The organism is Streptomyces sp. FXJ1.172 (assembly GCF_001636945.3).
Taxonomy (GTDB): domain Bacteria; phylum Actinomycetota; class Actinomycetes; order Streptomycetales; family Streptomycetaceae; genus Streptomyces.
Genome location: NZ_CP119133.2, coordinates 8919340 through 8944772, shown reverse-complemented (window position 1 = coordinate 8944772; position 25433 = coordinate 8919340). Strand labels below are relative to the sequence as shown.

Here is a 25433-nt window from a genome sequence, read left to right as displayed (position 1 = left end):
GAGCACTTGAGGAGTCAGCCGAGCCCACGCCCGAGCCGAAGCCGAGGAGGCGGAAAGGAGGAGGTGACGTGCCCGCCGGTGTGAACGTTCCGGTCCTGATCGGTGCCGTGCCGCTGTTCACGGTCACCAGCCTGACCCTGTCCGAGGGTTACCAGGTGGCGCGGATCGCGGGCAGTCGGCTGGCGCAGCTGGTCTCCCCGACCACTCGGACGATCGCGGTCGAAGCCGTACTGGTCGGCTCGACCCGGCTGATCGTCAAGAAGCGCCTGGAGGCCATGGCCCTCACATCCCGCTCCCTGGCGGCCGCCACCGCGCCGACGATGAACGTGGCCGGGCTGCCGGTGGTGTGCGGCATGACCATCAGCCTCGACATGCAGATCAGCAGCCTGCGCTTCACCCAGTCGAACCAGAAGCGTGAGGCGATCGACGTCAGCATCACCCTGGAACAGGTGCCGCGCTCCAGCCTGTCCGCGATCGTCGGCGAAGCGCTCGACACGGCCCTTGCGGCAGGTGCCGCGGCCATCCCGAGCGTCAGTGGAATTACCCCGGTCCAGCGGCAGTTGGGAGGCCCGCTGTGAGCCCGTACGACTTCCGGCGCCTCCCGGTGGAACCCGACCAGGGTCTGCCGCAGGCGTTCAGTTGCGTCATCGGCGGTACCAGCTACGACTTCGGCCTCTACGCCAGCGTCGACGTCGGCGACGCGGACCCGGTGGAGACCGTGTACGAGCTGGGTGCGCCCGACGGGCAACCGAAGGTGCCACTGGGATATCTGGTGCTCCGCGTGGTCCGCCAGGGCCCGGCCGGACCTCAGGTCCTGCTGCTGCGCAAGCTGGTCGTGGAGCCTGAACTGGTGCACTACGCAGGTGAGTTGGCGGTCACGCTGGCCGAAGCCCGGGTGGCCCGCGGCAACCTCAACGGCCCCGGGCACTACGGCACGCGGATCGAGATCGGGGTGGCGCAACGATGGGTGTGATCCTCTGGTACCAGGTCGAGTTCACCGACCAGCAGCTGAAGCTGTCCAGCGACCCCCACAGCGGATCCTGCCTGGTCGACGCCGAGATCAGCGTCAGCTACGCGATCGGCGAGCCGGGAAGCTTCCAGATCCACTTCGCGGACCTGCCGCTGGCGGTCCACCGGACGCTGACCGACGCCCTGGACACCTCGTCCGGCACCGGTCATGTCGGAGTCCCCGTCGTGATCCGCCTCGGCTACCTCGAAGAACCCGCCGGACACAAGACGGCCGTGCTGGCCGGCCGGGTCGGCTCCATCCAGTCCTCGACCCGCTTCCCGCCACTGGGCATGCTGCTCACCGGCTACGAGGAGGCCTCCTTCAGGCTCCTCACGACGGTGGCCGTCAACGGCGAGAAGCCGCCTCCCGCGCTGGCCGCCATCTCACTGTGCGACGTCTCGCCCGCCGCGGCGGCCCGGTACGTCATCAAGAGTGCCGAGGTCGCCCCGGCCGGCGAGATGACGCCGGACTCGGTCGAGGGGTCCAGCATCACCGCAACCGCCCAGAACGCGTTCGGCCTGCTGCTGCGGCTCGCCCACCGCTACGGAGCCGAGGTGCTGGTGCAGGAAGGCCAGGCGCAGTTCGGCACCAAGGTGCAGTACCCACCGGGGAACGGACCCTCGTTGTCCTCGAGCCCGTCTTCGCTCACCTCTCTGATCGGCAGGGAGGATTGCCTGATCGACCTGGCGAGCATGTCCAGCGCTCGGCTGGCCGAGTTCCGCCCGGTCCGCATCGGTCCGGTCGCCAAGCAGCGCATCACCAGGGACCTGCCGCAGCAGACCGACGTCTCGGCCTTCGACTTCACCGTGCTCGGCATGCCCGGCCTGCGCGCCGGCCAGATGGTGGCGGCCGGTGTGGACGGATACCAGAACCCCTTCGAGGGATTCCGCATTCTCCAGCTCACCCACTCCTTCTCGCCCAGGTCCGGATACACCTGCGGCGGCCGGGCCGTCGCCGTGCGCGACAGCGGCAACCGCGGTCACAGCGAACTGGCGCGCCAGGGCAGTCCGCTGGCGATAGCCGACCGCATCACGGCCAAGATCCAGGACAGTATGGCCATCTCCCCCTCGGTCGATGTGGGCCGGATCCGGTCCGTCAAACCGGGCGATCGGGTGGCCAGCCTGGAGCGCGGCCAGGAGAGGGCCGACGCGGTCGTATCGCCCAGCGTGGACGTGGACATCTCCGGATCCGAGCCGCCTCTGCCCGACAAACCGCTCGCGGCCGCGTTCGCCTGGCACAACGTCGGCCTGTCGGTGCCGGTTTACGAGGGCATGCGGGCGCTGGTGAATCAGGTCCGTGACTCCCACGACGACGCGGTGGTGACCGGGTTCGTGTGGGCCAACGACCCGAAGATGGAGCGGCCCGAGGCCAGGAAGGGCGACTGGTGGCTCTGTCTGCCCACCGAGTTGACGACCGGCTCCTCCCCGAGACCCACCGGCAAGGGTGCCAATGACCTCACCGGTGCGGACGGCCGCCGGGTGTTGGAGACGGTCGGACTGCGGATCGCGGTGGGCCGGGGAGCCTGCTCCCCGGTCGGCAAGCGGCCCGGCGAAGGCGCCGCGGACGTCTTCCTGATCACCCATGCGTCGGGGACGACGATCCGGATCGGCTCCGACGGCAACGTCGCGATCGACAGTGGCGCACACCCCCTGGTCCTCTCGGCCGGCGGGGTCACGTTGACGATGGACAAGGGGAAGGTGGCGATCACGTGATGGGTACCGTCCTGGTCGAAGGAGCGATCATCATGTGTCCCCACGGCGGGCAGCTGAGAATCACCGCGGGGAACGGGCACATGACCGTCCAGGATCACGGGGTGCTCACCGCCGGTGCGGAGGCCGGACTCACCTTCGGCTCCCCGACCACTCCGGTGCCGGGCATGGTCACCCCGTGCACCATACCGCCCCCGTCCCCTCCCAACCCCTGTGTCACCCAACCCGCGCTCCCCGGCGGCAGTACGCTCAAGCTGGCCGTGGACGGGCTGCCGGTGCTGCTGGATTCGGCGCACGGATTCACCGCAAGCGGCGCCGGGCCGGGTACCTGGAGTGTGGTGGATCCCGGGCAGAGCATTCTGGAGGCCACCTGATGGCAGCCTCCGACAGCGCCCCCGGCCTCGGCTGCAGCCTGCGCACGGACGCCGGTGACCTGGTCTTCGACCCGGACACCGGTGACCTGGCTCTGGTGGAGGGCCGGCAGGCGCTCGCCCAGGCCCTGACGTTGAGCATCGAGACGCAGCTCGGCAGCGACCGCGTCAACACGCGGTTCGGCTTCGACCTGCTGGCGCTTGGCACGTACGCGGAAGGCCTGCACAGCCGCAAGGAGTACCTGAAGATGCAGTTGGTCCGCTGCATCAGCAGCGACCCCCGGGTCGCCGACGTCCGCGAGATCTTCTTCGACGACGAACCGCGCTTCTTCGAGCTGCACCCCGACATCGACCCGGCGGCCCGCAGCCGGGTGGTCGCCGCGCAGCACGCCGACCGCAGCCACACGGCTTACGTGGTCGTGGACACCATCGCCCAGGACACACTGACGTTGCAGGTGGGAAGCAATCTTGACTGATTTCGACACTTTCGGCGTGGGCCCGGACGGCTTCGTCCTCAAGGGCCTCGACCGCATCATCGCCGACCAGCAGGCCCGGGCGAGGGACATGTTCGGTGACGACGTCGACCTGACCTCCGGGAGCGCCCTGCGCAAGGTCCTGGACGCCGTCGCCGTCCACGCCCATGAGTTGTGGCGCGGCCTGGAGGCGCAGTACTACGCGAACTTCGTCACCACGGCGCAGGGACCCAGCCTGGACCTGCTCGGCACCGACCTGGGGATAGGACGGCGTTGGCTCCCGGCAGGGGGCCGGGTGGCGCTCACCCTCTCCGACGCGGCGCCGGGGCGCCGTTATGTACTCCCCGAGGGCACCCTCGTCGAGAGCCTCACCCAGCAGCCTGTCAGCCTCCGGACCACCGAGACGGTCTCCCTGAGCGCAGTCACCCCGTCGGCCGTGGTCGGCGTCCAGGCGGTCGATCCCGAATGGGCGGGGCAGATCCAAGCGGGGGAGCAACTCCGGCTGGATCCCGACTGGGCCGGCCTCCACCTCAGCCTCGGCACGGCGACCGTGAAGCCCGCGGCCGCGGCCGAGTTCCACGGCCATTCCCTGCTGGAGTCGGACGCCGACTACCGCGCACGGCTGTTGGGCGTTCCCCGTACCCTGTGGACCAAGGAATCCGTGCTCGACCGTATCCTCGACGTCACAGGTGTGCGGGACGCCGCCGTCTTCGACCCGCTCGGCGGGGTCGACGCCTCCCAGCGGTACTTCAACACGTTCCTGTTCGGCCAGCGCGCGTTCTCCGCGCAGCGCCGGATCGGTTCGCCCTACTACTTCGACGTCGTGGTGGCGACCGAGCCGGGCTGGCCCTGGACCACCGGCGGCGGGACCGTCCAAGGGGCCCAGGACGCCGTGATCGACATCGTGCGGCAGTGGCGGCCCGTCTCCGTCTTCGCCAACGTGGTGCAGGCCAACCAGGTCGACGTCGCCATCCGCGCCACCTTCGTCGTCGAACCGGGCCACGACACGGACGCGATCCAGGGCGAGATCCTCGCCGCCGTGCACGCGAGCGTCAACAACCTCCGGCTGGGCAGCGGCGTCCGCTACTCGGACATCATGCTGATCGCCCGGACCACGACCGGGGTGGTGGACGTGCAGAACCTGCACCTGCGCCGCTACCCGCCGGCCTTCGACGACATCAACTTCTCGGGCGGTGTCTTCGGCCGCTCCGAGGAGCTGGAGGTCGGGGAGAACCTGGTCATGGCGCCGACCGAGATCGCCCAGTTCACCATCGACTCCCCGCTGATCGACATCCAGGTGGTGACCGAACGATGAGCACCCGCTTCCTGGAGATCATGCAAACCGCCCTCACCTCGCCCTACACCCGGGGCATGGAGCGGCTCACGCTCGCCCTGGGACCGCGCGGCCCTGACGGCACGATCCCGGTCACGCACTACGACTTCGACGCCTACGAACGGTGCTACGGCGTGCCGCCCGACTCCCCGAGATACCTGCTGGCACCCGGAGGAACCGCCCTCGAACCCCTGACCGTACGGATATGGTTCACCCGGAGCGACGCGTCGGCAGAGGAGCACGTCGACGTCTGGATCCCCGCGGCATGGCCGGCGGGAGGGGGCGTCGCCATCCCCATCCCCGGCCGGGCAGCCGAGATCACCGACCGGTTGAGGATCACACGCCTCCAACCCCAGCCGCCGGCCGACCAGACCGACCAGGACTGGGAACTCACCGCCCTGCTCGGGAACCTCGCCAAACTCCTGTGGGCCGCCGGCCGGGAATTCGAGGACCTGGCTTGCCACGGCACCGATGTGGCCGCCCAGCGCAACGTGGACGCCGCCCACGGAGCCAGCCTGGACCTGCTGGGCCTGGACCTCGGAGCACCTCGCTTCCCGCCCAGGCCCTACACCTGGGACGCCGACACCCTGGCCCTGTACCACCTGGACGAGCCCGCTGCACCGGACGGGCAGACGGCCACGGTCCGCGACGCCGCGGGACATCCCGCGGTCACCCAGGGCGGCGTCAGCGGTCGTACCGGCCGCTTCTCCCGCGCCGTCGAATTCACCGAGCCGGCATCGAGCATCACCATCGCGGACCGCCCGGAGTTCGCCCTCGCCTCCGGCAGTTCCTTCACCGTCGAGGCACTCGTCAAGCCCGACCCGGCCTCCACCGGGCCCGGAGTCGTGATCGCCAAGCGCTCGCCCCTCAATACGACGGCGGGCACGGGGTGGGCCCTGACCCTCGGTACCTTCCAGGGGTTCGACCACAACCTGCGCTTCTCGCTCTCCGACGGCACCCAGGAAGTCGACCTCTTCGCCGACCGCGACCTGGCCGACGGCACGTTCCACCACGTCGCCGGGGTCGTGGACAACCGGCCCGGACCACCGCCGCACACCGTCGTGCTGCTCTATGTCGACGGTGTGGCGGTCGCCCGCCTGACGCCCGACCACCTGGGCGCGCTGACCGCCTCCCAGCCGATCGTGATCGGACTCGGGCAGGAGGCCACGGAAAGCGGGCTGACGCAGGCCCAGTACGTCGGGCTGGTGGAGGAGGTACGTCTGTCGAAGGCGCCCCGCCGCACCTTCCACCCGGTGACCGGCGAGGGCGACGACCAGTACCGCGCGCGCCTGCGGATCTTCCAGCGGTGGCTGCTGCCCACACCCGACGCCCTCCAGGACGCACTCAACAAGGCGGCGGTGGACGTCGCCGGTGACGACGCCCCCTTCGTCGTCGACGAGGCCGCTCAGCACCCGGTGACCGGAACCCACCAGATCCGGGTCCTGCCCCAGCCGCCTGCGGTGGGCGAGTCCGTCGCGGCCGACGGCGACCAGCGCGGCACCGCGGCACAAGCGGTCGGCACCGTGGCGGACGAGACCGACTTCGACCCCGCCTGGCTGTGCCGCCACACGGGCTCGTCGGCGCTCGACTTCGGCACCGACGAAGACCGCCGCATGATGCAGCAGAGTGTCCGGCAGGCCCTGGACGAGTTGCTGAGGCGCCTCGGCACGGCGCCCGGCGGAGTGCTGAGCGTGGTCAAGGCCTACGTTCCGGACGCCCCCGACCTGCACCGGGTCGGCCGGGCGCTGCTCCTTCGGCACAACACCGTGGACGTGGGAGAGGTCGCCGTACAGGCGCACGCCGCCGGATTCGGCTGGGTGTGCCGTACCGGCGCCGACGAGGTCGAGGTCGCGCAGCCACGGGCGGATGTCTTCCGTATCACCCCGCTCGCCGACGCGGGCGCCCCGCAGCCGCCCGATGTCGACGAAGGCCATGACCTGGTGCTCGGTGTCGATCCCGACCCGTCACGCTTTGCCGACACCCAGGTGCGCTGGTCCCTCACCCGCCCCGGCGCCGGTGCCGCCACACTTCAGTCGCAGGGCGGCACGGCCACGTTGCGGGCGCTCGCCGCCGGGGATGTGTCGGTCCACGTCGAGGTCACCCGCAGCGGATACACCCGTGGTGGCACGCGGGCCGTCCGTATCGGCCTCGCGCAGGACGGCCTTGGCGCCGGGCAGTCGATCGATGGTGGGGGCCGTCGTGGGGTGACGGAGACAGCGGCGGCCGGCGGCCTCGACGAGGACTTCAGCGAGCGGTATCTGCGGCTGCGCACCGATGACCAGACAGGACACACCGGCGTCGACTACGGACCCGATCTGGCCGATCGCCGGATGCAGCCGGCCACGGAGCAGGCCCTGGACCGGCTGCTCGCCCTCCTCGCCACCGTCCCCGGCAATCTCGTCGTGGCCAAGTCCTATGATCCCGCGGACCCCGGACTGCACCAGCAGGGACGCGCACTGCTGTTGCGCCACACCACACTGCCCGCAGCAGCGCTGGCCGCCCGCGCGTTCGCGGCGGGGTTCGCCTACGTGGCGTGCGAGGACTCAGCGGATGCGGGCACGGCACCGGGCATTCATGTGGCGGTGGCGGCGGGGGAAACGATCAGCGTGACCGGACCCGGCGAACTGCGGGTCGGGGAATCGGCCGACGTCGCCATCGAGCCGCGGACCGATCCGGTCGCCGTATGCCTGTCCGACGACGGCGGACGTGCCTACATCGCGGACTCCGGAACGCATCGGGTGGCTTCCTTCACCGTCTCCGCCGCGGCTACGAACGCCGTTCCCCGCCTCGCCCCGGACGGCTCCGCCGCCGTGGCGGCGTTCCCCCGGGTGCTGGTGTTCGCCGCCGGCCAGCTGTTCGTGGTCCATGATCAATCCCCCGTCGTATCGGTCCTGGACCCCGTCACCCTGGCGACCACGGCCTTGATCACCACCGGGCCACGCCCGATCACACTGGCCACCGACGGCGACCGGCTCTTCGTCGGCTGCGCGGGCGACTCGACGCTGCGGGCGTACGACGTGCACAGTCATGCGCAGACCGGCGGCCTCAATCTCCCGAACGTGCCGGTGTCCATCGCGGTGACAGCGCGGAACCCCTCGCTCTACGTCCTGCTCGGCCAGGACGAGTTCTGCCAGGTCGACCGGGTCTCCTTGGAAGTCATCGGCACGACCGTCGCCACCGGAGTCGGTGCGGCGAGCGCCGCCCTGACCCCGGACGGCGGAAAGCTCTACATCGCCTGCGCCGGTGACGACCCGGAGCGTGACACCGGAACGGTGCGGGTGTATCGGACCGCGGACAACCAACAGAGCGCGGTCATCGATGACTTCCCGGCCCACTCCCCACCCTTGCTGCTGAGCATCAGCGCCGACCAGGCATGTGTGTATGCGGCCACCTCCGGCTCCGCCGCGGGGCCCGGTCACGTGCACGTCATCGCACCGAGCACCGACACCCTGCTTCCCCGGCCGTTCAACCCGGGCGGCACCTGCACGGCACTGGCCGCCAGCCCCGCGACCGCGGCGTACCAGCCGTGCCTGCTGGCCGCCTCCGCCACGGCGGCGACGCTCAGCCTCGCCGACCCCGCACCGCTGGCCGACACACCACCGCGTCCGCCCCGGCTCACCGCCTATGTGCATCTGGGCACCGGTGCCGGAGAGGAACCGGCGTGGTCGACGGCGCCGTTCGGCCGCGGCAGCGTTCAACTGGCCTCGCTGATCCGCCCGTCCGACAGGATCACGGCTTTGGCACCCGGGCCCGTACTCGTCCAGGCCGCCTATGTCCAGGGCGACCGCCTGTTGCCGTACCAGTGCGAAGTACGGCTCAGACCGGCGCTGGAGGACCGGTCCGACGCGGTGATCAGCAAGGACCAGTACGACCTGGTACTCAACATCCTCAACTGGTTCCACCCGCTCGGAGTCGAGGTCAGAACAGAACGGCTCCGTGCCCATGTCGCCGCACTGCGCGCCGACGATGCCGACCTGCTGCCCAGCTACACCTTCCCGACCTACCACATGTCGGGCCCGTACCCCTCCCCGTTCCTCCGGCCCGGAAAGACGGATGGACCATGACAGATCTTCAAATTCCGCACTACATCCCCAAGTTCGCGCACACCGATTGGATCGACAACGTAGACCGGGTCCAGGCCGGCGGGGACAACGGGTTCAACGCCCGCTTCCACAACGTGGCGGCAGAATTCGCCACCCTGGCCCAGGATCACATCAACCCGCTCGTCGACGCGCTCAGCAGGCCGCAGGCCAACCTCACGCTGGCACCGATCCTGACGCCGTTGGTGACACAGAGCGGCGACACGCAGCCGCCCTGGCTGCAAGGGCCCGACGGCGCACGAAAACCGAGCGACGGTCAATCGCAGGAGGCACACGGCCTCATGAACGTCTCGCTCCCCGACGGGGCCACGATCCAGTCCATGCTTGTCACCGGAAACCAGCCGAGCGGCACCGTTCACGTCATCCTGCGCCGCCGTGACATCAACAATGCCCAGGGCTCCGAGCCGATCATCGATGCCGCGAAACTCAATCAGGCGTCCCAGCCGCCTTCGCCGCCGCCTCAACCCGGGCTTGCGGTTGTCAACAACGGGACGCACCGCTACTTCGTCACAGCAGATCTCACCGGCGCGACGGGCGCGGACATGATTCAGCTGTTCTGCATCCAGATCACCTACCAGTAGCCCATTCGCCCAGGAACTCACGAAGGGAGCCGACCATGTCGCAACCAACGGGACCCCTTCAAGCGAAGAACGTTCCCAGCGGCTTCGACCCCGCACAGCAAACCCCGCCGATCGAGTTCGGTGTATGGGGTGACAGCGCCGTCGGCGAAGGTGTCGTCGGCACCAGCAGCCTGGCCGGCGGAGCGAGCACCTCAGGCGATGGTCACGGCGGTGCGGGTGTGCTCGGCCTGAACGACAGCTTCGAGGGCGTGGGAGTGCTGGGCCAGGCCGACCACGCCACAGGTGCGGGAATCGAGGGACTCAGCGAGCACGGCACCGGAGTGGTGGCGAAAGGCGGCACTCGCGGCATCGTCGCTTCGGGGTCTGCGGTCGCCGGCGAGTTCCACGGCAGCGTGGGCATCGGGACGACCAGTCCCTCCGCGGCTCTGGAGATCGACAGCGGAGCAACCGACCACCTGTCACTGCGCCTGGTGTCGTCCGGGGCCAGCTGGGGTTCTGGACTGCAACTCGCGAACACCGCAACCGGTGCACGGACCTACGGAACCTACTCCGGATCCGACGGCAGTTGGCACTTCACCGACCAGACCGCCGTACAGGATCGCCTGGTTGTCGACCAGGCGGGGAACATCGGCATCGGAATCGGCACCAGCGCGGCACAGCGGATCCTGCACGTCGAAGGATCTGAGGTCCACAGCGGTGGAGCCGGCGGGGGCTTCTCCTTCGCCAACCGGGAGGCCACCGGATTCACCGACAATCCGGGCGCGGGCGAACGCTGGGTGTGGTACGCGAGCGGCGGGCAGGCACGGCTGTGGTCCGGCGGAGACATGCTCACCGCCAGCCCGACGAGTGCCCAGGGCTACGCGCTGGACGTGCCACGCCGGATGCGGGTGTGCCAGGGCAACGACGATTCCGCCGGGATCTGGTTCGCCCAGGGCCCCATGCCGACAGCGAATCTGCGTGCGTTCGTCGGGATGGCCGACGACAACGAGGTCGGATTCTACGGAGCGAACTCGGGGTGGGGCCTCACCATGAACGTCACAAACAACAATCTCACGTTCCACGGCGACTTCGGCCGGCCCGACGGAGCGTCCACGATGTCGCTATGGGGCTCTCAGATCGGTGACATCGGCAACGGAGTACTCTTCCTCCGCAGCGGCGGCAGCGTCGTCGCGTTCGACGGCGACGACTCTGTAGGGATCGGAACGGCCGCCCCTCAGCACAGGCTGCATGTGGAGGGCGACAGCCTCCTGAACGGAGACATGTTCTTCAACGGGAGGGTGTTCGTCAGCGGCACCTTGACGGTCGACGGTCTCAGTGTCACCGGAGGTCTCTTCAAAGGCGGTGGCGGTTTCAAGATCGACCACCCTCTCGACCCGGCCGGCAAGTACCTCTCCCACTCGTTCGTCGAATCACCGCACATGGTGAACCTGTACAACGGCACCGTCGTCACCGATGCCGTCGGTGAGGCGACCGTCGTCCTGCCCGACTTCTTCGCGGCACTCAATCGGGACTACCACTATCAGCTCACGCCCGTCGGCGAGCTGGCGCGCGCGGCCGTGGTCCGCGAGATCCACGACAACAGCTTCACCATCCGTACGGACCGGCCCGGGGTCAGGGTGTCATGGCAGGTGACCGGGGTTCGTCAGGACGCCTGGGCCAAGGCCCACCCCATCATCGTCGAGGAGGACAAGGCGGACGGCGATCGAGACCTGTATCTGCACCCCGACGTCCATGGACAGCCCGTGAGCAAGGCGGTGGGGAAGAGCCCCTGACCGGGGCCGCAACGAATCGGAGAAGCGGATGACGGTGACCATGTCGGTTCAGTCGGAACGGATCCACACGCGCCTCGACGAACTGAAGCGGGAGTACGAGCAAGGCTCGGCGCAGCTCAGCGCCTTGCTGCAACAACAGACCACACTGCGCGAAACCCTGCTTCGCATCAGCGGAGCGATACAGGTGCTTGAGGAACTACTGCCGCACGGCGACCAGGCGAACGGCGACCGCAGGACGGGCCAGGACTCGTCGGCGAGCCGCCACGGCCCCGGAGCCGAGCCGGGCACCGACGCCAAGCGGGTGCGGACCGCCTCACCGTCCTGAGCCGCCTCTTCCCTGACCGGGCAGCCGCCGAGCACCAGGACCACAGCGCCAGGGGCGCGCGGGGGCTTGCCGCGCGCCTGCGAGTCTGGTTGGGTACCACCGCCGCTGGCACGTCGGGCGTGCCGGGCAAGTGGGGACTGGAGCACGCAACGTGTACACGACGGTACGGCAGAACGGCTCATGGCCCTTGCCCGACGGGCTGGGACAGGCGATCCGGGGCACCGCCGAGGAGATCGCCACGCTGGTGCGCAGCGTGAGCGACACGGCGCTTGCCGTGCCGGGCTCGCAGTGGACACTCGGCGAGGCCGCAGCCCACCTGGCCATGGCCAACGAGCTGATGGCCGACCTGGCAGCCGGCCGGGAGCGCCCCTACGGCGACGGAACACCCCAGAGCCTCGCCCGGGCCAACGCCCAGTCCCTCGCCGTCTTCACAGAGCGCCGCGCGGAGCCCCTCGCGACGATGATCACGGAGCAGGCCGAGGCGTTCCTGGACGCTCTGTCGCGCACCGCGGCCGACGGCCCGGCACCCGTCACCCCCCTGGGCCCGATGAACCGGTCCGTTCTCGCGTCGTACCTGCTCACGCACATGCTCGGCCATGGATACGACCTGGCTCGCGCCCTGAAGCGTCCGCACATGGTCGACCGCGCACGGGCGGGCTTGTGCATGCCGTTCATGCTCTCGGTCATGCCGCGTGTCACGGACCCCACAGCCACGGCCGGCCTCACGGCCCGATACCGGATCCGGCTGCGCGGCGGCGAGGCATTCGGCGTGTTTCTGGCCGACGGCACCGTGCAGGTGACACCGGAGGCACCACTACAGCGCGCGGACTGCACCATCCTCCTCGACCCCGTCGCCTTCCTGCTCATCGCGCTGGGCCGAATCGATCCATGGCGTGCCATCGCCCGGGGACAGGTCCTCGCCTGGGGCCCCCGGCCGTGGCTGGCCTCCCGCTTCCCGACCCTGTTCACCGCCCCCTGAGCGACCTCCCGGCGGCGACTTCAATGCCGGCTGCGGTTGAGCAGGCCGATAAGTGCGGCCAGGTCGGCGGCGCCTGCGGGGTCGTCCGCATAGCGGGTGGTCTGGAGGGGGCCCACCTCGGGAAGGACGATGTCCTCGCGGGCCAGGACATGAACCAGAGTCAGCAGGGCCGCACGGGCATTGCCGTCGGTGAAAGGGTGGAAGAACGCCACGTCGAGGTAGGCGCGAGCCGCGCGAGCCGCAAGCGGTACGCCCGGGTCCGTCGCCTCACGCAGGCAGGCGGCGAAGTCGGCCTGGGTGCGGGCGGTCAGGCCGTACCGCTCGGTGCCGTTCTTCGCATAGGCATCGCCCGTACGGAACAACGCCTTTGCCACGCCGAGGACTTCGCACTGCCAGGCGGACAGCAGCGCGAAGTCCAGCGGGGTGCGGCGTACGGCATCGGCGCGGGCCAGGGTATAGGCGGAGAGCAGGCGTTCGGCGCGGATCGCGTCGCGGCGGTGGACGGGCCCCGCGCACCAGGCCCGGAACCCGTCCCGCGCGGTCAGCTCCCGCCGCAGGGCCGGGGCTTGGTACCAGTCGGTCTCACGGCGCACGAGCAACCAGGTCCTGAGGCTGTCAGTAGCGGTCATGGAACTCCTCCAGGACGGCCCACTCGCGATGGTCCCGGTAGGGGACGTGGCCGGTGAGGGCGACGGCAAGGTCCTCACCGACCGAGTCGACCACTGTCTGCCCGGGAGTCACCCAGCTCTCGAACCGGCCGCCGATTGCGGCCTCCACCACCTGGCCTGCTTCGGCCTGGTCCATGCCGGTTGTGGTGAGGAACCAACGCAGAACCAGCGCTGCCTGCCCGTGCCAACCGCCTTCCGCGCCTGAGTCCAGTGCGAGTGTTATCAACCGGACGCAGGCTCGCTCCAGATGCCAGCTGCGATCCTCGGGAGCGGCCTCTGGCGGCGGCGCCAATTCCGCGAAGCGCTGAGCCAGCCTCTCCAGCCATCCCCGCCACTCCAGCAGCGCGGCTACGACGCGGGCTGCGGTCTCATCAGGGGTTGTCACCGAGCTGGTCCCGGTGACCCAGCTGCCGATGACCCCTCCGTGCCGATAGCACCAGTTCCATCCCTGAGCCCAACTCCCGTAGCGCTCCCGGATGAGCGCGTCCACCTGGCGTTCACACCAGTGTTCGCCCTGCCACCACCCTGCCCTGCCGGAGAGCACGGGTGGTACCCACTCGCGGACCAGCGCGCGCAGGCGGGCGTCCTCGTCCTCGTCCCAGGCGAAGGGATGGCGGGCCGGATCGACCTCGTCCCAGTTCGCCAGAGACCTGGCGCGGGGCACACGGTTCTCGGGGAACGGCAAGGTGTCTCGGTTGTACGCCAGTGTCGAACCACTCTTCCGCTCGTTCCGGCAAGGGCATCAGTCTCGGCCCTCAGAAACGGGTTGGCGAATGGTTTTCCGGACAGGGACACGGCTTCGCCGGCTTTGCCCGCGAGTCGCGCTGTCGTCTCCCCAGCAGCACCTCGTCCAGGGACTCCCCCATCACGCAGGCCGAGGCGCGGAGCACGCCCTCGCGGACGAAGTCGTTACGCTCGGCGGAACGCAGCATCGCGGCGTTGTCCGACAACGTCTCGGTCTGCGTCCTTTGCCTCCCGTCCGGTTACCCGGACGGGAGGTGGTACGAGCGGATCGGCTTTGGAAGGCCCTCGACCGCCCTCCTCAGCGTGGCATCGGCACGCGGAATCGGCGGTACAGCACCGCTCCGCCGAGGAGAGCCATCCCGCTTGCGGCGGCGGCAGTCCAGAGGCCGTCGACGCCGGTCTCGGCGAGCGAACTCCCCGTCCGCTTTCGCGCGGTCACATGCGTCGTCTTGGGCGTGGGGCGCGTCGTGACCGGTTTGTGCGGCACCGACGGTACGGAGCGGACCGGCGGTGTGGTCCGGGTGGGCGGCTCGGGTGTGTGACGGGTGGGCGCGTCGGGATGGACGTCCGAGGAGTTGACGGACTGATTACCGAAGACGGGATTGCCCACTCCGACCACGCTGACCGTGTTGCCGCTCACGTTCAGCGGCAGATGAACCGGCAGCTGGAGGCCATTGCCGGAAACGACACCCGGCGAGTTCCGTGCGCTGCCGCGGGCCGTGGCCTGGCCCGGTGCCTTAGCCCGGCCGCTCTCTCCTGCGTTGGCGCAGCTGTTGCCCATGGCGGGATTGAGGAGTCCCACCACGTTCACGGTGTTGCCGCAGACGTTCACCGGGACATGTACGGGCAGTTGGATCGCATTGCCGGAGATCAGCCCCGGCGAGTCAATCGTGGAACCGTTCGCCGTGGAGTCGGCGTACACCGGCCCCGCCACAGCCATCGCGCCCGAGGCGACGGCGACGGCGATCACACCGTTGCGGGTGACCCGTTTCATAGGATCCTGCCTTCCAGAGGTGATCGCGGGTACATGCCCGCACCCTGTGAAACGTTTGTGAAACTCCATGAGTTATGGCTTACCGCCCCTATCGCCCGAATAGGCGTATTCCGGTGGCGCTGGGGGCATGTCCGTCCGGCTGACCGTGGTGGCGTGCCTCCGGTGCTCGCGTCGGCGGTCTTGCGCACCTGCGGTCGGCTCATACGGACGTGATGACCAGCAGTGCCACAACGCCGATCGCGGCCACAGCCAGCACGACCGTGCCCGCCCACAGTCCTGCGGTGTGGGACCGGACCGCAGCGGCCGCGACCCCGCCTCCTCGCATCGGCCACTGCCGGTCCGCGGCGTCGGCCTCCCTCAATTGGACGCACCACGGACAGTCCTCCGCTGCGTCCACCGAGTCGGCCGTCTCAATGGGCCACCCGACTCCTTCGTACGCGGACGCGTCCTGCTGCGGCTCCTCGGCCGGCGCACAGAACTCCGGCGTCCGAGACCGGATGGTGTCGGCTCGGCCACCGGCGGTGTCCTGGGTGATGTCGAAGCACGCCTGCCTGCCCGCCGCCGGCTCGCTGCCTGCGTCACCGCGCACCGCCGAACGGTGGGCAACGGCACGGCTGTCGCCGCCCTCGGCGATGACACCTGCGCCCCGGTCGGGCTCGAACCACTTCACCACACCACTGAGCACCGGAGACCTCCGCATGAGAGTGACTCAAGAAGAAGTCACCCAGCGTCCGCCCGCGCGCAGATGTCGGCAACCGGCATGTGCCCCAGCGCACGAGGCAGAATCCCCGCGCGTGGCCCGTCGGCACAACCCCCTTGGCATCAAGCAGGCGGCGGGCTGAGTTTGTCGTCCATTCTGAGCAGCAGCCGGGCTGCCGGCATTCGTCGGCCTCCTGTCTCAGTCGCGCCGTGAGCCGAGATCGATTGTCAGTGGTGCGTGAGACGGTAGGAGCATCCAGTCGGAATGAGGGGGAGCCGCCATGTCCGGGAGCCAGAACTACATCAACCACGTCGCTCTTGTGCTGGATGCCAGTTCGTCCATGTCGCATCTGAGCCGCAAGGTCGTCGACGTCGCCGACCAGCAGATCGCCTATCTTGCCCGCCGGTCGAGGGAGCTGGACCAGGAAACCCGCGTCACGCTGTACGTCTTCGCAGACAAGGTGGAGTGCGTCATCTACGACAAGGACGTGCTGCGGATGCCGTCGCTGAAGCAGTTGTACCGGGTCGGCGGGATGACCGCTCTGCTGGCGGCCACACTGAAGTCGCAGCGGGAACTGGCGCAGACGGCTCAACTGTACGGCGACCACAGCTTCCTGACGTTCGTACTGACGGACGGCCAGGAGAACGCAAGCCACCGCTGCCCGGACGCCCCCGCCAGGGATCCGCGTCAACTGGTCGGGGCTGTGGCCGAGTTGATCGAGACACAGGAGGTCAACTGGACGCTGGCCGTCCTTGTGCCGGATCAGATGGGCAAGCGTGAGGCCATGCAGTGCGGCTTCCCGAAGGACAACATCGCCATCTGGGACGCCACGAGCACACAGGGTCTGGAGGAGGCCGGGCAGGTCATCCAGCAGGCCACCGAGAAGTTCATGGTGGGGCGTACCCAGGGCATCCGGGGATCCCGGGCGGTGTTCTCCACGGGTGCTGAGGTGGTCAACGAGGACACCATCAAGGCGGCCGGCCTCACCCCGGTGGATCCGTCTCAGTACCAGCTGATATCGGTGACTCGTGACGCTGCGATCCGGGACTGGGTCATCGAATGCGGGCACACCTACCGCACGGGTGGTGCGTTCTACCAGCTGAGCAAGTCGGAGAAGATCCAGGCGCAGAAGCGGATCGCGGTGCTGGAGAAGAAGACGGACCGGGTGTACACAGGGCCGGAGGCCCGAGCCCTGCTCGGCCTGCCGGGCGTGGAGGTTCGCGTCAAGCCGGACCACAACGACGACTTCACGATCTTCGTGCAGAGCACCAGCGTGAACCGGAAGCTCGTCCCGAACACGCGGCTGCTGCTCATGCTCTGACGCCTCTTGGGGGTGCCGAGGGTCGAACCACTGGTCGTGCCGGCGCTACTCCTGTGTCGCCGCCCGGTCCTCCTCCTCGACGGGCAGGCCCACCGGGCGGCGGCCCGGCGGCTGCTGCGGCTCGGGACGCACGGGTGCGGGCGGCAGCCGCCGGTCCACGGGGGCGTCGGCCGTCACGGTCGTCGGCTCTCCGTGATGCAGCACGACCAGCGGTTCGCCATCCGCCAGGCGGTAGCGCGCATGGGACGGACTGATGTCCACTTTCATCCGGCGTCCGCGTACCAGCAGTGTGAACGCCACCCTGGACAGCGCCTCCGGCAGGCGCGGTGCGAACGCCAGCTGGTCCTGGTTCCCGCCTGCGCCGGTGTACCGGCGCAGGCCTCCGAACCCGGCGACCAACGCGATCCACGTCCCGGCGAGGGATGCGATGTGGAGACCGTCACGGGTGTTGTGCTCCAGATCCTCCAGGTCCATCAGGGCGGCCTCGCCGAGGTAGGCGTAGGCCAGCCGCAGATGCCCGGTCTCGGCCGCGAGCACCGCCTGGAAGCACGCCGACAGGGAGGAGTCACGGACGGTCAGCGCCTCGTAGTAGGAGAAGTTGCGTGCCTTCTGCTCGTCGGAGAAGGCATCCGGGCACTCCATCATCGCGAGCACCAGGTCGGCCTGTTTCACCACCTGCTTGCGATAAAGGTCGAAGTAGGGGTAGTGCAGCAGGAGGGGGTAGTTCTCGGGCGGGGTCGCCTCGAAGTCCCAGTGCTGGAAAGTCGTGAAGCCGGCCGACTGCTCGTGCACGCCGAGCGATTCGTTGTACGGCACCGCCATGCGGGCCGCGGCGTCCCGCCACGCCGCGGCCTCCTCGTCGTCGACACCGAGTTCCGCGGCGCGTTCCGGATGACGCGCGGCAGCGTCGGCGGCCGAGACCAGGTTCTGCCGGGCCATCAGGTTCGTGTACAGGTTGTCGCGGGCGATCGCGCTGTATTCGTCGGGGCCTGTGACTCCGTCGATGTGGAAGACGCCTTCCGGGTCGTGGTGTCCGATGGAGCGCCACAGCCGGGCGGTGTCCACCAGGAGGTCGAGCCCCTCACCGCGTTCGAAGTCCTCGTCCCCGGTCACCATGACGTACCGGTCGGCGGCCGCCGCGATGGCGGCGTTGATATGGAAGGCGGCCGTCCCGGCCGGCCAGTAGGCGGAACACTCGGCGCCCTCGATCGTGCGCCAGGGGAACGCCGCTCCCGCGAGCCCCAGTTGACGCGCGCGTTCCCGCGCCGCCGGCAGCATCTTGTGGCGCGCCCTCAGCGCCGATGCGACGGCCTCCGGAGCGGTGTAGGTCAGCACGGGCAGCACATAGGACTCGGTGTCCCAGAAACAATGTCCGTCGTACCCGGTTCCGGTCAGGCCCTTGGCGGGAATCGTCCGGTTCTCACCACGGGCCGCCGCCTGGAGCACATGGAAGAGGGCGAACCGCACCGCCTGCTGGATGCGCGCGCTGCCCTCGACCTCGACGTCCGCGCCCGCCCAGAAGCGATCCAGGTACTCCCGCTGCGCCGCCGCCAGACCGTCCCAGCCGGTGCTGACCGCGGCCGCCACCGCCCCGTCCACCTGATCGTGCACGGCCGGTAGCGAACGCTCCCCCGACCAGCCGTAGGCCACGAACTTCACCAGCCGGAGGAGCTGCCCGGGCACCAGATCCGCGGTCACCGTCAGACGGCTGACGTCCGGCTCGCTCTGCGCCGTCCAGCGGGTGGTCTGCGGACCTTCGACGAGGTGATCGGCCGCCGCCCCCACCCGCAGCGCGCTGCGGTCGGTGCAGTGCACCAACCGCAGCCGGGTGTCCTGCGCGAAGTGTTCCTCGGCCACCAGCGGTGACCCGATCGCCGCGGCGACGCGCGGATCGCCCTCGAAGCGCGGCAGCTGGGCGTTGGCGACGAGTTCGGACTGCACGGCCACGGTGGTCGGTCCGTCGAGCGGCTCCACCTCGTAGACCACCGCGGCAACCGCCCGCTGAGTGAAGGACACGAGCCGCCGCGAGGAGATCCGCACCGTGCGACCGCCGGGTGATGTCCACCGTGCGGTGCGGCTGAGGATGCCGGAGCGGAAGTCCAGGACCCGCTCGTGCGCGACCAGCCGACCGTAGCGCAGATCATACGGGTGATCATCGACCAGCAGGCGGAAGATCTTGCCGTCGGTGACGTTGATCATCGTCTGGCCGGACTCGGGATATCCGTAGCCCGCTTCGGCGTACGGCAGCGGATGCCGTTCGTGGACGCCGTTGAGGTACGCGCCGGGCAGACCGTGCGGCTCTCCCTCCTCGAGGTTGCCGCGCCACCCGATGTGCCCGTTGGAGAGGGCGAAGACCGATTCGCTCTGCGCGAGTACGTCCAGGTTCAGCTCGGTCTCGCGCAGAGACCATGGTTCGACCGTGAAGCTGGGGTGGGTGATCACCGTTCCTCCAGAAGGTCGGCCAGGTCACGGACCACCACGTCGGCGCCGTGCGCCCGCAGTTGCTCCGCCTGGCCCACCCGGTCGACGCCGACGACCACACCGAACCGTCCCGCCCGTCCGGCCTCGACGCCGGCGAGGGCGTCTTCGAACACCGCGGCCTCTCCCGGATCCGTGCCCAGCCCTCGGGCGGCTTCGAGGTAGGTGTCCGGCGCGGGCTTGCCCCGCAGCCGGCGCTCGTGCGTCACCACTCCGTCGATCCGCTCGTCGAACAGGTCCTCGATGCCGGCCGCTCTCAACACGTCCTGGCAGTTCGCGCTCGACGACACCACCGCGCAGCGCAGGCCTGCCGCCCGCGCCGCGTGCACGAACCGGACGGAGCCGTCGTAGGGTTCCACCCCTTCTTCATGGATCCGCTGCAGGACCAGCTCGTTCTTCCGGTTGCCCAGGCCGTTCACCGTCTCCGCCTCCGGCGGGTCCCCCGGCGCCCCCTCGGGCAGGTGCATCCCGCGTGCGGCGAGGAACGTGCGCACGCCGTCCTCACGCGGCCGCCCGTCCACGTACTCGTCGTAGTCGCCGACCGCGTCGAACGGCACGAAGTCGGTCCCCTCGCGCGTCGCGCGCTCGCGGAGATATCCGTCGAACATCTCCTTCCAGGCAGCCGCGTGCACCTTCGCGGTCTGGGTGAGCACCCCGTCTAGGTCGAACAGACAGGCACGGACGTGTGCAGGAAGCCCCAGCATGCCGCCGAGGCTAGAAGGCACATACGGACGGGCGTGGCAGGGCACCGTGCGGCGCGCCGGATGGCACCCGCTCGGTCGACTTGACGCCGTGTGAGAGGCGCGCCGGGGCGTCTGCCGACGGCGGCGCGGCCGACGGCGGCCTCCGAGGCGGGGGCCAAGGTCGCGCATCCGACACCGACACGATCGCGGCGAGCCCGCTCGCAGAAACCGGAGTTCACCACTGGTGAACTCGATGCCCGTGGGGAAGAGGCTCCCCGGTGTCCGCCCTAGTCCGCTGCTGAATCTCTTTCTCCAGCAGCGTGAAGGACTTGGGCGCTCCACCCGGCTGCGGCTTGCCCTCCTTGCGGCCCACCACGCGGTATCCGGCATTCTGGTAGTAGGCGTTGAGCTGTGCATTTGCGGCCAAGCAGTCCAGGCGCACACATGTCCGTCCGACCGCAGCCACACGGTGTTCCGCCGCCCTCAGCAGCAGCCTCCCTGTGCCGGGCTCGGCGACACCCCGGTCCACCATGAGCCGGTGCACGTACCCGGCCACGGGTGGCTGCGGACCCCAGGCGGCCTCGTCCGCCCACCACAGCTCCCAGGCGCCGGCGACACGCCCGCCGGCCTCCGCGAGCCACACCTCGCCGTGCGCCATGACCCGGCGGAAGTGGTCCTCGTCCAGCTCTCCCGGCCGCCACTGCCCTGTGACACCGCGGGTGAGCATCCAGCGAGCCGCATCGTCGCGGAGGCGGACGAGGGCAGCCAAGTCGGCCTCGGTGGCAGAGCGAAAGCGTAGATCATTCACCCAGGGATCGTCGCACATACGTCCGATGACGGCTTCCGTCAGTTCTGCCGGAGCTCGCCGCATTCCGGACGCCCCGAGGCCGGGACGGTTCGGCCTGCTGTTCGGGCGGCGGGCCGGCCTTGTTAGGTTCTGCTGATGTTCTCCCTCCGTGAGCCCGCCTTCTTCACCCGCCTGCGCGAGGCACGCCGGATCCTCGTCGCCGGCGCGGGCGGGGGCTTCGACGTCTACGCCGGACTGCCACTGGCCCTGGCGCTGCGGTCGGCCGGCGCCGAGGTCCACCTGGCCAGCCTGTCCTTCTCCGACCTGTACGGCCTGGACCTCGACTCCTGGGTCGCGGAAGACGTCGCCGCCGTCCGCCCGGACACCCCGCTGCGCGGCGACTACTTCCCCGAGCGCTCTCTCGCCCGCTGGCTGCGGACGCAGGGACTGCCCGATACCGTCTACGCCTTTCCCTGCATCGGTGTCCAGCCGCTGCGGGCCGCCTACCGGGCGCTGCTGGAGCACGTCGGCGGCGTGGATGCGGTCGTGCTGGTGGACGGCGGGACCGACATCCTGATGCAGGGGGACGAGCACGGGCTCGGAACTCCGGAGGAGGACATGGCCAGCCTGGCGGCCGTCGCCGGACTGGAGGAAGTCCCGCACCGACTCGTGGCCTGCGTCGGCTTCGGCGTGGACGCCTATCACGGTGTCAACCATTCTCTGGTGCTGGAGAACCTGGCCGGCCTGGACCGCGCAGGCGGCTACCTGGGCGCCTTCTCGCTTCCCCGCGAAAGTTCTGAGGGCACCGCCTACCTGGACGCGGTCGCCCACGCCCAGCACTGCCATGTCAGCCATCCCAGCATCGTGCACGGATCCGTCGCCGCCGCCGTACGGGGAGAATTCGGCGACGTACGGTTCACCGAGCGCACCCGCGGCAGCGAACTGTTCGTCAACCCGCTCATGGGACTCTATTTCTGCGTGGACCTGCCCACCCTCGCACGCGCGAACCTCTACCTCGACCGGCTGGAGCACACGGTCCTGATGCGCCAGATCAGCACCGCCATCTCGAGCTTCCGCGAGGAACTGCCCCGGCAGCGGCCCCCTCGCGCCTTCCCGCACTGAGGACCAGGCAACCTGAAACGTCTAACACGCTTCATTCCACGGTGTCCGCAGCGACACACCGCCCGCACGGGTGGATAGGCGTCACCAGTTCCCCCGTACGGCCTAATAGTATGGCAATAGGCCTTTTTTTCTCGGGTATTTGACATCCATCTCGAGCAGCGAACAAGGCCGCACATGCCCCGATCGGCTCCCTGACGTACCCCTGCCGATATGACCGATATGACCGGCATAGGTACGTTTGGTCGCAGTCGGCTGACGAGCCGGCATCTCCGAGACAGCAGACAGGAGAAGCGACATGAAGCTCGCTCGATCCACCATGGTGACCGTCACTGCCGGGGCCGCCGCGGCGCTTGCCGTGACCGGCATCACCTACGCTTCGGCCACCTCGGCCCCCACCTCGGTCCCGCACGCGGCCCGGGCCGCTGCCCCGAGCGCACCCGCCCCAGCCGCTGCCGCCCCAAGCGCTCCCGCCCCGGCCGTGCCCGCCCCAGCCGCCGCCGCGCCCCTCGACAGCGGCTCGGGGCAGGGCAGGAGCAACGAGGGCCGCGGTAACGAAGGCCGGGGCAATGAGGGCCGGGGCAATGAGGGCCGGGGCAATGAGGGCCGGGGCAATGAGGGCCGGGGCAATGAGGGCCGGGGCAATGAGGGCCGGGGCAACGAAGGCCGAGGCGACGAAGGCCGGGGTAACGAAGGCCGCGGCGACGAGGGCCGAGGCGGCCAGGGCCGCGGCGACGAAGGCCGCGGCGGAGAAGGCCGCGGTGACGAAGGCCGCGGTGACGAAGGCCGAGGCGGAGAAGGCCGCGGTGGAGAGGGCCGAGGCGGCGAAGGCCGAGGCGGCGGCCACGAGGGGGAAGGGCGGATCCTGATCAACGAGCGCTCGTACTCCTCCCACCCGGGTGACTGCATCACCGTGGTCAGTGGCCTGGGCGCCAAGACCATCAACGTCCGCAACGAGAGCCACAAGGACGTCGAGGTCTTCCGCGGCGCGGTCTGCGACAACGGCGCTCCGATCGCCACCGTCGGCCCGCACAGCTCCAGCTTCGGCGTCCACCCGGACCGCACCGAGGGCATCCACGTCAAGGACGGTGTGGTGGCCAGCTTCCGCGTGAACTGCCGCGACGAGGACTAGTCCGAATAGACACAGCACGATACGGGGCCCCGGCCCGCCGGAATCGGGCCGGGGACCCCAGTCCTCGCCATTGTCCGACAGCCCACGCCCCATGCACGCACCAACAAGCCCGGACACCAGGCGTCACACCCAGGTGCCCGGGCACCTGCCCCTTCCTCCATCAGGCAGCCCACCTGGGGACGCTGCCTGGAACGTCCGACGACTGAAGGCGGCCGGTTTCGTACCCTGGTTGCATGCGCATGCGCCCCACTCTGAGCTGGACCCCTACCGCGGACCTGCCACCAGGCACCACGGATCTCGAGCCGGTCGCCGACGCGCTGCGCACAGGCGGTGTGCTGGTGCTCAGCGGAGCGGGCATCTCCACGGAGTCGGGTATCCCCGACTACCGGGGCGAAGACGGGAGCCTGAGCCGGCACACCCCGATGACCTACCAGGATTTCACCGCGAGCGCTCAGGCCCGGCGCCGGTACTGGGCGCGCAGCCACCTCGGATGGCGCACCTTCGGTCGTGCCCGCCCCAACGCGGGACACCGGGCCTTGGCCGCGCTCGGGCGGCACGGCCTGCTCTCGGGCGTGATCACGCAGAACGTCGACGGCCTGCATCAGGCCGCCGGCAGCGAAGGCGTCGTGGAACTCCACGGAAGCCTGGACCGGGTCGTCTGCCTTTCCTGCAGCGCCTTCAGCCCGCGCCGCGAACTCGCCCGCCGGCTGGAGCAGGCCAACGCGGGTTTCGAGCCGGTGGCCGCCGGACTCAACCCCGATGGTGACGCCGACCTCACCGATGAACAGGTCGGGGACTTCCGTGTGCTGCCCTGCACGATCTGTGGCGGCATCCTCAAACCGGACGTGGTGTTCTTCGGCGAAGCCGTTCCGCCGCAGCGGGTCGAGGTCTGCCGCACACTGGTGCGCGAGGCGGCCTCACTGCTGGTTCTCGGCTCCTCACTGACGGTGATGTCCGGGCTGCGGTTCGTCCGCCAGGCGGCCCAGGCCGGGAAGCCGGTGCTGATCGTCAACCGGGACCCGACCCGGGGCGACCTGCACGCCCTCACCCGGGTCGCGCTCCCTCTGGGCACGGCCCTCACCACGGTGGCCGAGCGGCTGGGCATCCCTGTCGACGGCGAGGCAGCGCGGCGACTCGACGGCGAGGCACCGCGGCGACGACCCGGGTGAAGCCGTGACGATGCCGGGGCGGCCCCGCATGCATCGCGCCGGCCCTCCGACTCGAGACACAGACACCACGCCGAGCACGCAGACGAGACATGCCTGCCCCGCGTAGGTCCGAGGCAGTTCAGGAGGGTGCTCCGGAGAGGACTTCCACCTTGCCGGTGTCGAGGGAGTAGTACGCGCCGACCACCGCCAGGGAGCCCTTGCGTACCAGTGGGGCGAGGTCCTCGTTGGAGCGAAGTGCGGTGGCGGTCAACTTGGCCTGGGCTCGGGCCATCGTCTCGACCGGGTCGGCCCCGCCTTCCCGCACCGCCTGCTCGTACGCCGGCCGCAGAGCCGTGACGATCGCCTGCAGGTTGCCGGGCAGGGGCTTGCCGTCACGCAGGGACTGGTACGCCGCCTTCACGGCGCCGCAGCGCTGATGCCCCAGGACGACGACGAGCGGGGTGCCACTCGTCATGGGGCCGTATTCGACGGAACCAGTGACCACCGGATCGACCGTCTGCGCGCCCGTGCGCATCACATAAAGGTCACCCAGCCCGGTGTCGAAGAGCAGTTCGGGCGGCACCCGGGAATCGATGCACGAGAGAACCGACCCGAAGGGCTCCTGCTGCTGAGCCACGAGCTGACGCCGGTCCGGATCCCGGTCGGGGTGCTGAAGATGTCCGCTCACCCAGCGCGCATTGCCATCCATCAGTCTCGCGAACGCGGTGGCAGACGTGGTCGGGCGCGGACTGGGCGAAGAACTGGTCTCCGGAATGGCGGCGCTCGTCGATGAGCATCCCGTAAGGGCGACCGTGGCACCCGCGAGTGAGCCGACAAGCACAGCTCTACGGTCCAGACGCCCTGCTGTGCCCATCGGTCGATCCCCTCTGCACCGTACGAACCTGTGCCTGTCTGCAGACCGGGCCCATTGTTCAGCGTGGCGGGGCGGCCCGGCGGCAGGCACAAGCAGGCACGGCCGTTTTGCCCCCGACGGCCCACAGAATCGG

Annotated in this window: 24 protein-coding genes and 1 pseudogene; 16 read left to right on the top strand and 9 right to left on the bottom strand. The window is 69.6% G+C overall.

Going from position 1 to position 25433, the window contains the following annotated elements:
* The first annotated feature begins 68 nt into the window (after positions 1 to 68).
* The 11 genes from A6P39_RS40230 to A6P39_RS40180 all read left to right on the top strand — a co-directional run bounded on the left by A6P39_RS40230 (position 69) and on the right by A6P39_RS40180 (position 12652).
* Positions 69 to 578, top strand: a complete 510-nt coding sequence (locus tag A6P39_RS40230) for a hypothetical protein (protein ID WP_067044437.1) — start codon at positions 69 to 71, stop codon at positions 576 to 578.
* Complete coding sequence (locus A6P39_RS40225; RefSeq protein ID WP_067044439.1) at positions 575 to 973, top strand: hypothetical protein; 399 nt, start codon at positions 575 to 577, stop codon at positions 971 to 973. Before A6P39_RS40230 ends, A6P39_RS40225 begins: the two co-directional genes overlap by 4 nt.
* A complete protein-coding gene (locus A6P39_RS40220) occupies positions 964 to 2721 on the top strand; it encodes a hypothetical protein (protein ID WP_067044440.1) in 1758 nt (585 codons plus the stop codon). The genes A6P39_RS40225 and A6P39_RS40220 overlap by 10 nt, the downstream gene beginning before the upstream one ends.
* A gap of 80 nt (positions 2722 to 2801) precedes the next feature.
* Positions 2802 to 3092: a hypothetical protein gene (locus A6P39_RS40215; RefSeq protein ID WP_159396000.1), complete on the top strand. Its 291-nt coding sequence runs from the start codon at positions 2802 to 2804 to the stop codon at positions 3090 to 3092.
* Positions 3092 to 3565: a hypothetical protein gene (locus tag A6P39_RS40210; RefSeq protein WP_067044443.1), complete on the top strand. Its 474-nt coding sequence runs from the start codon at positions 3092 to 3094 to the stop codon at positions 3563 to 3565. The genes A6P39_RS40215 and A6P39_RS40210 overlap by 1 nt, the downstream gene beginning before the upstream one ends.
* A complete protein-coding gene (locus tag A6P39_RS40205) occupies positions 3558 to 4877 on the top strand; it encodes a baseplate J/gp47 family protein (protein WP_067044444.1) in 1320 nt (439 codons plus the stop codon). Before A6P39_RS40210 ends, A6P39_RS40205 begins: the two co-directional genes overlap by 8 nt.
* Positions 4874 to 8959 (top strand): LamG-like jellyroll fold domain-containing protein, encoded by a 4086-nt coding sequence (locus A6P39_RS40200; RefSeq protein ID WP_067044446.1) that lies wholly within the window; start codon positions 4874 to 4876, stop codon positions 8957 to 8959. Before A6P39_RS40205 ends, A6P39_RS40200 begins: the two co-directional genes overlap by 4 nt.
* Positions 8956 to 9576 carry a hypothetical protein gene (locus A6P39_RS40195; protein ID WP_067044447.1) on the top strand — a complete coding sequence of 207 codons (621 nt, stop codon included), beginning with the start codon at positions 8956 to 8958 and terminating at the stop codon, positions 9574 to 9576. The genes A6P39_RS40200 and A6P39_RS40195 overlap by 4 nt, the downstream gene beginning before the upstream one ends.
* Positions 9577 to 9611: 35 nt before the next feature.
* A complete protein-coding gene (locus A6P39_RS40190) occupies positions 9612 to 11348 on the top strand; it encodes a hypothetical protein (RefSeq protein WP_159396001.1) in 1737 nt (578 codons plus the stop codon).
* Positions 11349 to 11388: 40 nt separating this feature from the next.
* Complete coding sequence (locus A6P39_RS40185; RefSeq protein WP_275883952.1) at positions 11389 to 11673, top strand: hypothetical protein; 285 nt, start codon at positions 11389 to 11391, stop codon at positions 11671 to 11673.
* Positions 11674 to 11824: 151 nt separating this feature from the next.
* On the top strand, positions 11825 to 12652 hold the full coding sequence (locus tag A6P39_RS40180) for a maleylpyruvate isomerase family mycothiol-dependent enzyme (RefSeq protein WP_067044452.1): 828 nt from the start codon (positions 11825 to 11827) through the stop codon (positions 12650 to 12652).
* A 20-nt stretch (positions 12653 to 12672) separates the two neighbouring features.
* Here A6P39_RS40180 and A6P39_RS40175 read toward each other — a convergent pair whose 3' ends face one another.
* The 5 genes and pseudogenes from A6P39_RS40175 to A6P39_RS40155 all read right to left on the bottom strand — a co-directional run bounded on the left by A6P39_RS40175 (position 12673) and on the right by A6P39_RS40155 (position 15758).
* The gene (locus A6P39_RS40175; protein ID WP_079133302.1) at positions 12673 to 13281 is read right to left on the bottom strand and encodes a Fic family protein; all 609 of its coding nucleotides are present in this window, start codon (positions 13279 to 13281) and stop codon (positions 12673 to 12675) included.
* Positions 13268 to 14005, bottom strand: a complete 738-nt coding sequence (locus A6P39_RS40170) for a hypothetical protein (protein WP_234378832.1) — start codon at positions 14003 to 14005, stop codon at positions 13268 to 13270. Before A6P39_RS40170 ends, A6P39_RS40175 begins: the two co-directional genes overlap by 14 nt.
* Positions 14006 to 14075: 70 nt before the next feature.
* Positions 14076 to 14297: pseudogene (locus A6P39_RS40165) on the bottom strand (GNAT family N-acetyltransferase); the annotation flags it as partial.
* Between the two features lie 65 nt (positions 14298 to 14362).
* The gene (locus A6P39_RS40160) at positions 14363 to 15058 is read right to left on the bottom strand and encodes a chaplin (RefSeq protein ID WP_107304317.1); all 696 of its coding nucleotides are present in this window, start codon (positions 15056 to 15058) and stop codon (positions 14363 to 14365) included.
* A gap of 199 nt (positions 15059 to 15257) precedes the next feature.
* The gene (locus A6P39_RS40155; RefSeq protein WP_107304318.1) at positions 15258 to 15758 is read right to left on the bottom strand and encodes a cold-shock protein; all 501 of its coding nucleotides are present in this window, start codon (positions 15756 to 15758) and stop codon (positions 15258 to 15260) included.
* A 280-nt stretch (positions 15759 to 16038) separates the two neighbouring features.
* Between A6P39_RS40155 and A6P39_RS40150 the strand changes: the two genes are divergently transcribed.
* Entirely contained in the window at positions 16039 to 17079 is a 1041-nt protein-coding gene (locus tag A6P39_RS40150) for a vWA domain-containing protein (protein ID WP_067044460.1), read from the top strand.
* 45 nt (positions 17080 to 17124) lie between these two features.
* Here the strand turns inward: A6P39_RS40150 and A6P39_RS40145 are convergent, their stop codons facing one another.
* The 3 genes from A6P39_RS40145 to A6P39_RS40135 form a co-directional block, all read right to left on the bottom strand.
* Positions 17125 to 19521 carry a glycoside hydrolase family 65 protein gene (locus tag A6P39_RS40145; protein ID WP_067044463.1) on the bottom strand — a complete coding sequence of 799 codons (2397 nt, stop codon included), beginning with the start codon at positions 19519 to 19521 and terminating at the stop codon, positions 17125 to 17127.
* Complete coding sequence (locus tag A6P39_RS40140; protein ID WP_067044465.1) at positions 19518 to 20261, bottom strand: HAD family hydrolase; 744 nt, start codon at positions 20259 to 20261, stop codon at positions 19518 to 19520. The genes A6P39_RS40145 and A6P39_RS40140 overlap by 4 nt, the downstream gene beginning before the upstream one ends.
* A gap of 214 nt (positions 20262 to 20475) precedes the next feature.
* Positions 20476 to 21066, bottom strand: a complete 591-nt coding sequence (locus A6P39_RS40135; RefSeq protein ID WP_067044466.1) for a GNAT family N-acetyltransferase — start codon at positions 21064 to 21066, stop codon at positions 20476 to 20478.
* A 117-nt stretch (positions 21067 to 21183) separates the two neighbouring features.
* Here A6P39_RS40135 and A6P39_RS40130 point away from each other — a divergent pair, with 117 nt between their 5' ends.
* The 4 genes from A6P39_RS40130 (at position 21184) to A6P39_RS40115 (ending at position 24447) form a co-directional block, all read left to right on the top strand.
* Positions 21184 to 22149 (top strand): DUF1152 domain-containing protein, encoded by a 966-nt coding sequence (locus A6P39_RS40130; protein WP_067044467.1) that lies wholly within the window; start codon positions 21184 to 21186, stop codon positions 22147 to 22149.
* Positions 22150 to 22790: 641 nt separating this feature from the next.
* Complete coding sequence (locus A6P39_RS40125) at positions 22791 to 23015, top strand: hypothetical protein (RefSeq protein ID WP_234378833.1); 225 nt, start codon at positions 22791 to 22793, stop codon at positions 23013 to 23015.
* 44 nt (positions 23016 to 23059) lie between these two features.
* Complete coding sequence (locus tag A6P39_RS40120; protein WP_067044471.1) at positions 23060 to 23278, top strand: hypothetical protein; 219 nt, start codon at positions 23060 to 23062, stop codon at positions 23276 to 23278.
* A gap of 233 nt (positions 23279 to 23511) precedes the next feature.
* Positions 23512 to 24447: an NAD-dependent protein deacetylase gene (locus tag A6P39_RS40115; RefSeq protein WP_067044474.1), complete on the top strand. Its 936-nt coding sequence runs from the start codon at positions 23512 to 23514 to the stop codon at positions 24445 to 24447.
* Between the two features lie 118 nt (positions 24448 to 24565).
* On the opposite strand, the gene A6P39_RS40110 is transcribed toward A6P39_RS40115, so the two are convergent.
* Positions 24566 to 25114: a carbonic anhydrase gene (locus A6P39_RS40110; RefSeq protein ID WP_234378834.1), complete on the bottom strand. Its 549-nt coding sequence runs from the start codon at positions 25112 to 25114 to the stop codon at positions 24566 to 24568.
* Positions 25115 to 25433: the final 319 nt, after the last annotated feature.